This is a genomic window from Rhodopirellula sp. JB055 (assembly GCF_043100905.1).
GTDB lineage: Bacteria > Planctomycetota > Planctomycetia > Pirellulales > Pirellulaceae > Rhodopirellula.
The window spans coordinates 1-10,813 of record NZ_JBICHO010000516.1 but is presented as its reverse complement, the minus strand read 5'-3'; the positions used below and the strand labels follow the sequence as shown (position 1 = coordinate 10,813).

The following is a 10,813-nucleotide window of genomic DNA, read 5'->3' as shown; positions in this document are numbered from 1 at the left end:
GCTGCACATCCCCGCCGTTGCCGCAGCGGCGGGAAGACGTCGCCCGACGGCGGATGACTTCCGCCGGATCAATCAATCGGTCCCGCGTTTTGTGGATTGCTTGCCCAACGGCCCAGTCGGGCACCCAACCGTGCGACTGTTCTTGGCCGGCGGCGTTCCCGAAGTTGCCTGGCACCTTCGCGAAGCGGGCCTGTGGAACGCCGACGAAAAAACCGTCACCGGCCTGACCTGGAATGAATTGCTGGATCATTGGCAGACCTCCGAACGTCGCGAAGTTTGCCGAGAACGTTTGCAAGCAGCCGATCGCATCGACCCCGACGAAGTCATCTTGCCACCCGCCATCGCCAAAGAGCGTGGACTGACCAGCACGGTCTGCTTCCCATCCGGCAACCTGTGCCCGGAAGGTTCCGTCATCAAAGCCACCTCGATCGATCCATCGGTGATCGATGAAGACGGTGTCTATCGCAAACGCGGACGGGCTCGAGTTTTCACGACAGAACGCGATGCGATCGCCGCCGTGAAAGGTCAAACGGACCAACCGATCGAAGCCGGCGATGTGATCGTGCTGATCGGACGTGGCCCGATCGGATGCGGCATGGAAGAAACTTATCAAATCACCTCGGCGCTGAAGTACTTGTCATTCGGCAAACACGTGGCCCTTGTCACCGACGCCCGCTTCTCGGGCGTCAGCACCGGTGCCTGCGTCGGACACGTCGGCCCAGAAGCCCTTGCCGGCGGCCCCATTGGACGCGTCCGAGATGGAGACACCGTTGAAATCCTCATCGACCGCAACACGCTGGACGGACGAGTCGACTTGGTCGCCACCGTCGATGGTGACGACCCGATCCAAGCGTTAAAAACGCGACCAATCGCCGACGGTTTGGATCGCGATGAAAACATCCCCGACGACACTCGTCTGTGGGCGGCTCTCCAGCAGGTCGGCGGCGGATCATGGGGTGGATGCACCTACGATGTCGACAAGATCATTGAGACACTGAACGCAGGTCAAGCAGCACTCGCGGCCCAATCCGACCCGACCTCCCTTCAACCGACCGACGTGAAATGAATTCTCCCAAGCGTCCCATCCAAGACCCGGTCGAGTTCGCCCCCACCGCCATCGAGCGAGAAGGCGAACGCGGCATCCGGATCATCTGGAACGATGGTGAATCGACCTCTTGGACCGCTCGCGAATTGCGAGACGCTTGCCCCTGCGCGACGTGCCGAGAAAAACGCGGCGAGACCGGAGGTCACGAAGCAGTGACCCTGATCGACAAGAACGACGGGACGACCGGCGACAAGCAACCACCGCAGTCACTCGGGCTTCCTGTCTTGAGCGCGGCCGAGGCTCGCCCCCTCACGATTGCATCGATGCGTCCCGTCGGCACGTATGCTTACAACATTGGTTTCAGCGACGGACACTCTTCCGGCTTATTCACGTTTGAACGCCTGAGACGTTCTGCGGAGTGAGCGGAACGGTCACAGGATCATCGCCCCGATAACACTGGACCGCATGATCGCGGTACCAGTTCGCCGCCGCCCGCAACTCGTCATGCGAGGAACTGGACGTCGCTTCCGTCTCCAAACGAGAAGCAAAACGATGAAGCGTTTCACTGGGCCGCCGCACCCATCCCAGACGACGCACTCGGCGGTCCATCCGGCGACGCTCGGCCGCCAAACGAACACTCCGCTCATCGTCGACTTTGCCCCGATCTCGCCGCCACAAGATGGTCACCAAAAACACCAAGAGCGGAATCTGCAGCCAGCGAAACACCGTCACCAAAGCGTCCGTCGTTCGAACGGAAGCCCACCACTGCAGAATCGGTGCAAACCAACTGCTCGCGACGTTTTCCACTTGTGAAGCGCCGCCGCCCGCCGCCACATTTGCTTGCAACAGTTCCTTTGGACTCAGCGTCAGGTAGGACCGCCCGGGTGTGGATTCGACCGGCAACCACCGAGACACTTCGTCGTCGTAGTACTCCACCCAAGCGTGAGCGTCACGATTGCGGGCCGCGTACATATCACCGGTATCGTCGAGTTCCGTCATGACGTAACCGGCCACGTAGCGAGTTGGCACTCCGCCGGCTCGCAAGATCAACGCCGTCGCACTCGCAAACAATTCACAGTGCGCCGGATGCCGACTCCGCAAAAAGTAAGTCAACGGATCAAGGCCGTCGGGAACCGTCACAGGATCCAACGAATAGGAAAAGTTGTCCTGGAAGAATTGCGACACACGCTCCGCCCGTTCGGCATTGGACACGGCCCCAACCAGCAAGCCTTCTGCCAAACTTGCAACCTCCGATCGAACATCCGGTTCCACATGAACCATGATTTCACGATCATCCGGGCTCAATGATTCCGCCGGAGGTTGCTCTTGGACACCCACCACCCAAGGCCAGCGGACTTCGACGCCGTAACCCAACACCCCATGCGGTGTGATTCCAATTCCATCGCCAGCCAATTCGATCCAGCGAGTCGTCGCGGGATAGAAAACTTTGCGGCCCTTGCTCGGGTCACCGTGAATCTCAATCACCCCCACAAATTGCCCACCGCCCGTGTCAAAGCCTTCCACGCCGTTCCAATTCAGCAATTCAATGGATTCATCGACCTCTTCATCCACTGATCCAAACTGCATCGAATAACGCTGCCGTGCGTGATCGTCTGACGTGTGAAGCTTGGTCATCGCGGGTCCATCAGAACGCAAGAAACGAGCTTCGGCGATGCGTTGGACTCCACTGCCACGCGGCGACTGAAAAATCCACTTTCGAGACGTTCGCCAGCGACCATTGCGATAAGAATCGTAAACGTTGCCACGGAGATACCCGGGCTCATTGTCAGCAAAAGCGGTCAGTGCGACCGCCGAAGGATCACTCAAAATCGACTCGCGAACGTTGCCCAATCGGGAACCGCTGACATAGCGATCAGTGCCGCCCCAATCCCGCCCTGAAGCAGCATCCAACCGATCGTTGAGCTGAGCCATCACACCGGCCTGCACATCAGGCAAAAACAAAATGGTGGCGTGAGTCGTCGCCGACGCAGCAATCAAGATCGCAAACAGAGCCATGAATCGATAAAGCTGTCCACTGACTCGCTTGCCCCCAGACGCGTGCGGGTGCGTGCCTGTGACATACAGTCGTTCCGAAGACGTGTCGGTCATCGCCCGTGTTGCCAGCACAAAACCGATGCACACAATCAATCCCAACGCCGTTTGAGCTGTCACCGTGGTGCTCAGCCCACCGCCCGCAACCGCCATCAAAACGGCGAACATCCCCAACACCAACATCATGACGTGCCCGCGACGCGGCCAGTGCATCCACAGCACGCACAGCATGAACAACGAAGCATGGCCAATGGAGTCCACCGCCACCAACAACACGTTGGGAGTCCCTTGCAGCGCCGGATAAAAACGCCAACCGAACACAACCAGGTTCACGCCCACCAGCAATCCAAACAACGCCGCCCCGCGGATCAACCGAGCTTTCAAACTCATCGCCGTCGCACTCGGATCTGGCCATCGCATGCGGATCAACACCACCACAATCAAACTGACCATGGCCACGAACACGCAAGCCGGTGTGGTCCCAAACGTCCCGCCCAAAAAGAACGCCAATCCCAACGTCAGGCCGCCTAGAACCACTCGGTCGTCCGCCAACCAATCCCGCCAATCCATTTGCTCTTCACTTGCAAACGACATCATGCGAGAGCCTCCACGGACGATGGATTGAGGTTGGAAAGCTGGCTGGAACCGGCGACGGGAACGCCACCGAATTCTTCTCGCAATTCCGCGTGAATGTTGAGCCACATCAGATCGGGCAGACTGGAGAGATCCACGCCATCACTCTCACGACGAGAAAACACCACGCCGTGGAAAGTTCCGCCTGCCTGAGGCATCGCGTGCAACACGTTTTGTGCGGTCGCTTCATCCACCGGTTCGGCTTCCGCCAAAGCCATCAACAAGGGCGTCGGATCCGATGCACCTTCACACAACACCGAACGCAAATCCCCATTGCGTTCCTGACTTTGAATCACAGAGGGCGCCTGCCAAGGGACGACCAAGCGAACCTGCACGTTCGCCCCCACCAAGGTTTCCAGTCCCGCCGACGCGATCGACAACAACCGTTCCAAGGACGCGTCCTCATCATCTGACAACCGCCGCCAACGCGAAGCAGAAACGGCTCCCGCGTCCGCTTCACTTGGAGTGGTGTCAACGAAGACCGTGACGGTCTGCTTCGCCGCCGAATTGAACTCTCGCAAAATCGGCTTGCCCAACCGAGCCCAGGAAGCAAAGTCCCAGCGACGCACCGGCATCCCCGTTCGATATTCGCGGCTTCCAACGTAGTGCTGGTGATCCCCTTGCGACAAACCCACCGCCAAACCGCGAAGACTGGCATGAATGACTTGCCACGAAAGTTCGTTATCCCAATCGAGTCGACGAGGCGTGACGACCATCGACTCGCCGCTGTCGATCCACTGAGTGGAACGAAACAAGTGAAAGGGGAACAGCGATTCAACACGAACCGGCGGCAGCACATGAACCCCTCGACGCAGAAACGTCATCGACTGGTTCGTTGTTGCTGACTCACCCGGAACGATCTCGGGAACCCACTGCATCGCCGATGCATCCTCCGCAAGATCGAGGTCCCCGCGACGAGACTTTCGATAAAAGGGATCCAATCCCACACGCAAGCTCAATGCAGGCAATCGCCCTTGATGGATCAGCGACACCCGCGCCAAAAAATCCTCTCCGGCCCGAACCGCCAGCGGCACATCCAGCGTCGCTTTCAAGCGAGGCGACATGACTCGGTTGATCAACCAACCGACCACAAACATCGCGAAACAACTGGCGAACATCCCCATGAAGGGATACCCCCAAACGATGTTCAACGACACGATCCCGATCAACAACAAGGTCACCGAACCGCCTGTCAAACTCCGACGCAACGCCAACCACCAACTGATGGGATTGCACCACCGCAGAGCCTTCAAGGCCATGCGTCGTCTCGACCACCGCCTGCTGCGTGTCGCTGAGGATTCCCGTTGCATGAGTGGCCTTTTCAAACGGGGACGGGAACTTGATCCACGATCGACGCAACGATTTGACGACTCTCGTTCGACGTTGCGGTGCCGTGTCGCGTGCTCACTCGGTGCGCCAACACGGCCGTCCCCATTTGCTGAACATCGTCCGGCAACACAAAATCACGTCCCATCAAAACGGCGCGAGCCTGAGACGCCCGCATCAACATTTTACTCCCCCGCGGACTGCAACCCACTCTCAACCGAGAATCTTGTCGTGTGGCGGTGGCCAACGCGACCGCATACGCTGCGACCTTGCGATCAGTCCGAATTCGGCGGACCCAAGCCTGAAGCTGGGTCAGCTCTTCTGCCTGCATCACCGGTTGCAAACCCTCCACAGGCTCCGCTTCGGATTGATCCAACAACAAATCAATTTCACTTTCCGTGTCCGGATAATCCATCGACAACCGGAATAGAAACCGGTCGAGCTGTGACTCCGGCAACGGGAATGTGCCCTCGAATCCGGCCGGGTTTTGAGTGGCAATCACCATGAAGGGATGCTTCAAGTCATAGCGTTCGCCGTCAATCGTGACCTGCGATTCTGCCATCGCTTCCAACAACGCACTCTGCGTTCGCGGCGAGGCTCGGTTGACTTCATCCGCCACCAACAAATTGCAAAACACGGGCCCGGGACGAAACTCAAACTCGCCCTTGGATTGCAGGTAAATCGGCCCGCCCAAAATGTCGGCAGGCAACAAATCCGGCGTGCACTGGATGCGCTGGTATTCCAAATCAATCAATCGTGAAACGGACTTCGCCAGCGTTGTCTTGCCCACCCCGGGTACGTCTTCCAACAAGATCGACCCTTCCGCCAACAACGCGATCAAAACCGCTTCGATCACATTCTCTTTTCCGCGGATCACCTGTCGCAACCGCGCGGAAACCTCTTGCAAATGCCGCCAAGGAAGCTGCAACTCCTCCGGCAAACTGGACTTGAGTTCTTGAGACGCCGCCACCGTTGTGGCGGGAGGCGTCACGTGTTCAGTGGGAGAATACAAAACGAATCACGCGAGATGAGGGAGATAAGTGAATGGCAAAGGATACCGTCATTCGTTCGAGCCGGTTGGTTCGTTGGCTGCCTTCGGTTTGACCAAGCAATGAAAGCCGTAGCAAAGTTCTTCGTCTTCTCGCTCTTCCACCGCTGACTGCAGGATTTCTTGAACTTGATTCATCCGTTGCTCGTCCAACGCCATCGACAACACTCGCTGCTGACCATCAGGCCCCAAAACAGCGGTGGTTAAAACAGCGACGCTGCCCGGGTGTTTCAACGCTTCGATGATGTTCTCTCCCACCTGCTGCTCAGCGTTCTTGATCGTGGTGACGAACTGGGTCAACTGCACGCGATCAGGAGGATTGGCCACGCGAAACTGCGACGGATCTTCCCCATTGGGAGAAACCTCCGCTGCGTCATCCGAAGGAGAAGGTAATCTTTGTTAATTCATAAACGTTCATCATCACAAAGACTAGATAAACGAAGAGGAGTGAGGACTAGTTCTTCAAACCAGCCACCAAGAGTCAATCGAGGTGGCGCTGCGTGGGGACTGCCTTCCATTTCCATTCCCTCCTCACCAGACAATCGCGGTTGGGATGAGCACCGCTGGGACCGGAGGTTCAGTCATCATCATAAGGCTTCACCATCTTGCGGTGCGGCAAAGAAATCTCGGTGAAGATTTCTCCCACCGCGGTGTAGCCAAGCTTTTCATAGAAACCGATCGCTGTCTCACGAGCATGCAACTGAAACTGGGTGTACCCTCGCTGCTCCAGCGCCGCCTCGACGTCCGCTAGCAACTTGGCGCCAATGCCTTCGCCTTGCCGGTCGGGAGCAACCGCCATTTGCCGCAATTTGACTGAACTGGACGTCAAAGGCTTGGCCGACACGACCGCCGCGAGATCCTCGGAACCATTCCGCATCCCAAAGTGCAATTCGGCGTACTCACCGTCCAGTTCCTCCGCGGTCAGCTTCAGTCCCAGCGGTTCGCGCAGCACTCGATGCCGTAAATCCAATGCCTCCTGGTACAACGGAGTGCACCATTCGATTTCGAGAAATTCCAATCGTCTGCCTCCCGGTCTCGTCAAACGTCGCGTTGATGGCCTCGTGGCTCTGACAGAGGCAATTGTAGCGGACGGAGCAGGTTTCGCGGACGGACCGGTTTTTCACTCGTACTCGTCGTATTCGTCCGGGTCGCCGCACAGGGGATCCAGAACCAAGCCACTCCAGTTGACCATCCGAGTTGCGGTGGGCCAAAGACTCAAAACGCCCGCAATCGCCAGGACAGCGAACAACTCCCCCAACGCCCATGGCAAATCGACGCGTGCAAGCATGCAGCCCGCCGCCGTGAAGCAAGCTGCGGAAATCAAGATTCCGGCACGGTAGGCCGATGCGACCCGGCGACTGACTCGGCAGGACAAATAGATATTCCGAGTCGGATTGTCCCACTGAGCAATGAAACTACGCAGTGCCACACCGCGACGGTAACGCCGAAGCCCGTTGAGCAACGAATCAGACCGGTACTTCATGTAGAGCTTGGGCAACCGGAAATGGACGAACAATCCAGCCACCATCACGAGAATCGCTCCCCCCAAGAACCACCATGGCGAAACCAAAGACGGCCCGTCATCGCGGGACACACGCAGCATCACCGCGTGGGCCAAACTCGTTTGAACCGGCAACGTTGCCAGCACCACCAAGCACATCCGCAGGAATCGACGCTCCTCACCCAAATTCGACAACTGAAGTCTCCGCCGTGTCCAAGCCGGGAAACGGTGCTTCACACGCGCCCCCAATGCCCGCGAAAAGACGGGGAATGCGTAGGCGAAGGTTGCCACCAACAACAAAGCAGCAATCCCCCAATTCGCGAGCGCGATGGCAGTCCCACTGATCGACGACAGCACCAACAGAAGCTGAATGGTTTCCGTCGCCACACAAACAAATGAAATGGCCAACGCGATCGAACCCGCCGCAGCCAATGACATTGCCACGGAACGCGAGGATTGCTTGACGACAGACGCAGGTGCTGGTTTCCAGAGCAAGGGAAAGCCCGTTGAGACAACGCTCACGCACCAGAATGCTCCTCTCCGGCAATGGCAACCGGCGAAGTAAACAACTGGGGTGACAGGGAGTGGAGATAAAGGAAAAGGCCGACGGATGATCCTCCAAAACAATCGCACCAAGTCGTTTGCATGGAGGCAACCGCCGCTTTCACCACGCAATCCAAGCGCAGTGGCAAACAGAACGGTTCATCAATCCTAGGTCACACTAATTCCCCAAGTCGTTGAAGGCAAACACCTTACACTCCAAGGAAGGGACCGAAGCCACCCCAAATGGACCACTTCGACCAATCGTCAAAACCGGACGTTCTTCCCGTGTGACCAAACGTGTCACGGGGCTAGCGAACAATCTTTTCAGTGAGACGTGACCCACACGTCACCTCGGCCTCCCGCCCCACTGACGAAGGTTTTTCGAATGACCCAGCTTTCTCTCTTCGACGCCATCGCACCGATTTCGCCCGTGGTCGCCTCGGCACCCGTCACCTCGGCACCCGTCACCTCGGCACCCGTGGTCGCAGCCCCCCAGGCCAATGACAACACGCCCAGCGGCAGCAACCACGCGTCCCACGGAACCGACAACTCACTGCTGGCTCTCGCAGAACTGATCCGCCAAGGACGGGAACAACTCGAATCACAACGAGCATCCACCGAACGACCCATTCAGCGAATTGGCGATCTAGCTCAAGCCGTTTTGCGTCGCCACGATTTGGTCGCTCGTCGTCGTGCCGCGTCGCAACAGAAGGCCAACGACTTTGACGCCGCCGACGACAACGTTCAGGTCGCTTCCTGATCCAAGCCGATGGAAGCTTCGGCCGTTTGGTTTTCCGCGACGCCTTTTTTCTTCGCAGAAGACGCTTTCTTGGCAGAAGCCTCCTGCGGCTTGGTTTCCGATTCCCGGGCGGATTGAGTCCGGGCGGCCTGAGCCTTGTGGCGACTGCGGATTCGCCACGCAGTCATCAAACACCCCAGCACAAAGCTGACCCCGGAACAGCCCAGCAGCAGCAACGTCAGCGGGTACTCACCACTGAAAAACAAAATCGTGAGCGGCACCGCGTCTTGGTTCTGAAACGCCACGATGACGACGACCAAGACGGCCAGCAACGACAAAAACCAGCGGATTTTCTGGAGCATGTGAAATCGGCGAGGGTGATTTCTCGCGAAAAAAGGGATTTGCTAGCACATGTTTGCTAGGATCAATGGACTGACCCAACCAGGCAGGCAACAAGACGATGCCGAACAGCGTTTCCACCAAAAACCTCTCCGTTCCACGCTGCCTGAACGCAACAACCAGCGTTTTGGAACGAGCCCCTGAACAACAAACGTTTGCTTTCTGGGAAGAACCAGTGGCTCCTTCCACTGTAACCTCAATCCCCAAGCTTCGTCACGCAGCCCCCCAACTCCCCTCCAAGCCAACCAAGCGAAGCGACGACCAAACTCGCCTTCGCTCTCCCTCTGGACGGCCCGAACCAAGCGTTTCCCCCTCCGCACCTCCCCCTCCCTCTGGAAAGGCCGAGCGAAGCGTTCCTCTCTCCCCACTTCACCCTCCCACTGGGAGGGTCGAGCGAAGCGAGGGGAGGGCCGAGCCTGAACTCCCCACCACCCGCGACGCCCTGCTACAAAAACTGCGTCGCCAAACCGAAGCGATCTCGGACCCGCATGTCGCGACCGATTCCACGCCACGCTTTTCCACCGGATCCTCCGTGCTGGACTCCTGGCTGCCCGGCGGCGGGATGCGACGCGGCACGATCAACGAATGGATCGCGGAAACCGACGGCTGCGGAGCCGGTACGCTCTCCATGCTCGCCGCTGCCCAAATGCTAGGAACGGGTTCCCGTCTTCCATCATCCGCCCACACTCACCACGACGGTCCTTTGATCGTCGTCGATCCCGGCGGTCACTTTTATGCTCCTGCCGCCGTCGCTTGTGGTGTCCCCGCCGAACGCATCGTTTGGTGCCGAGTCACCAACCGCCGCGACGCGGTGTGGACGCTCGACCAAGCCCTTCGCTGTGGGTCCGTTGCCGCGGTATGGTCAACACTGCCTTGGAACCTGAACGACCGAGACGCACGCCGCCTGCAACTCGCCGCTGAAACAGGACAAACACCAGGCTTGCTCGTGCGAACCGCGTCGGCGGGCCGCCAGCCATCGTTTGCATCCGTTCGCTGGCACGTGCGTTCCGTCCCTGCCAAGCTCGAACAAATCGTTCCGCTTCCCCGTTCTCGCTCCGCGCTACCCCCCACCAACCTTCGTCGCTCTCGCGATCTTCGGGTGACTCACGTGACAATGCCTCGCGCCAAAACCGGCGTGGCCCGGCAAGCCTTCTTGGCCGTCACCCCGGACGCCATGCTGCACGACCTGGATTCGCGGCCCTTCCTCGCAGCCCAATCAAACATCGTTAGTGACACCGCCATCGCTGACACATCCACGGCAAACAATCATGAAAAGGCTGCTGTGCATTTGGCTGCCCAACTGGCCCATCCAACGTCGACACGCCGAGAGAACCCTCCGCGCCAACCCAAACGCCGCGCCGCCGGATAGCACAACCAAACCTTCCCCACTTCACGCTCGCTCTCAAAGGGCTGATCGAAGCACCTCTCCCACCACACCTCGCCCAACCTCGGGGAAAGTCGAGCCAAGCACCTCTCCCTCCAAACTTCACCCTCCCACTGGGAGGGTCGAGCAAAGCGAGGGGAGGG

At 58.6% G+C, this 10,813-nt stretch carries 11 protein-coding genes; 4 read left to right on the top strand and 7 right to left on the bottom strand.

Annotation, left to right across the window (positions count from 1 at the left end):
* The coding region (locus ACF8AM_RS20165; RefSeq protein WP_392557375.1) for a dihydroxy-acid dehydratase at window positions 1-1,066 on the top strand (1,066 nt) is incomplete at its 5' end.
* Window positions 1,063-1,467, top strand: coding sequence for a DUF971 domain-containing protein (locus tag ACF8AM_RS20160; RefSeq protein ID WP_392557374.1), 405 nt, complete (start codon window positions 1,063-1,065; stop codon window positions 1,465-1,467). The genes ACF8AM_RS20165 and ACF8AM_RS20160, both read left to right, overlap by 4 nt.
* Here ACF8AM_RS20160 and ACF8AM_RS20155 read toward each other — a convergent pair.
* From ACF8AM_RS20155 to ACF8AM_RS20130, 6 genes are all read right to left on the bottom strand, one after another.
* A complete protein-coding gene (locus tag ACF8AM_RS20155; RefSeq protein WP_392557373.1) occupies window positions 1,433-3,694 on the bottom strand; it encodes a transglutaminase domain-containing protein in 2,262 nt (753 codons plus the stop codon). The two genes, ACF8AM_RS20160 and ACF8AM_RS20155, sit on opposite strands and share 35 nt — an antisense overlap.
* A complete protein-coding gene (locus ACF8AM_RS20150; RefSeq protein WP_392557372.1) occupies window positions 3,691-4,989 on the bottom strand; it encodes a DUF58 domain-containing protein in 1,299 nt (432 codons plus the stop codon). Before ACF8AM_RS20150 ends, ACF8AM_RS20155 begins: the two co-directional genes overlap by 4 nt.
* A 62-nt stretch (window positions 4,990-5,051) precedes the next feature.
* Window positions 5,052-6,047, bottom strand: coding sequence for an AAA family ATPase (locus ACF8AM_RS20145; RefSeq protein ID WP_392557371.1), 996 nt, complete (start codon window positions 6,045-6,047; stop codon window positions 5,052-5,054).
* A gap of 69 nt (window positions 6,048-6,116) precedes the next feature.
* On the bottom strand, window positions 6,117-6,431 hold the full coding sequence (locus ACF8AM_RS20140; RefSeq protein WP_392557370.1) for a hypothetical protein: 315 nt from the start codon (window positions 6,429-6,431) through the stop codon (window positions 6,117-6,119).
* Between the two features lie 250 nt (window positions 6,432-6,681).
* Window positions 6,682-7,122, bottom strand: a complete 441-nt coding sequence (locus tag ACF8AM_RS20135) for a GNAT family N-acetyltransferase (protein WP_392557369.1) — start codon at window positions 7,120-7,122, stop codon at window positions 6,682-6,684.
* Between the two features lie 102 nt (window positions 7,123-7,224).
* Window positions 7,225-8,127 (bottom strand): hypothetical protein, encoded by a 903-nt coding sequence (locus ACF8AM_RS20130; protein ID WP_392557368.1) that lies wholly within the window; start codon window positions 8,125-8,127, stop codon window positions 7,225-7,227.
* Window positions 8,128-8,533: 406 nt separating this feature from the next.
* Between ACF8AM_RS20130 and ACF8AM_RS20125 the strand changes: the two genes are divergently transcribed.
* The gene (locus ACF8AM_RS20125) at window positions 8,534-8,908 is read left to right on the top strand and encodes a hypothetical protein (RefSeq protein WP_392557367.1); all 375 of its coding nucleotides are present in this window, start codon (window positions 8,534-8,536) and stop codon (window positions 8,906-8,908) included.
* Here ACF8AM_RS20125 and ACF8AM_RS20120 read toward each other — a convergent pair.
* A complete protein-coding gene (locus tag ACF8AM_RS20120) occupies window positions 8,893-9,249 on the bottom strand; it encodes a LapA family protein (RefSeq protein WP_392557366.1) in 357 nt (118 codons plus the stop codon). The two genes, ACF8AM_RS20125 and ACF8AM_RS20120, sit on opposite strands and share 16 nt — an antisense overlap.
* Before the next feature lie 569 nt (window positions 9,250-9,818).
* On the opposite strand from ACF8AM_RS20120, the gene ACF8AM_RS20115 reads away from it, so the two are divergent.
* A complete protein-coding gene (locus tag ACF8AM_RS20115) occupies window positions 9,819-10,655 on the top strand; it encodes an ImuA family protein (RefSeq protein WP_392557365.1) in 837 nt (278 codons plus the stop codon).
* Window positions 10,656-10,813: the final 158 nt, after the last annotated feature.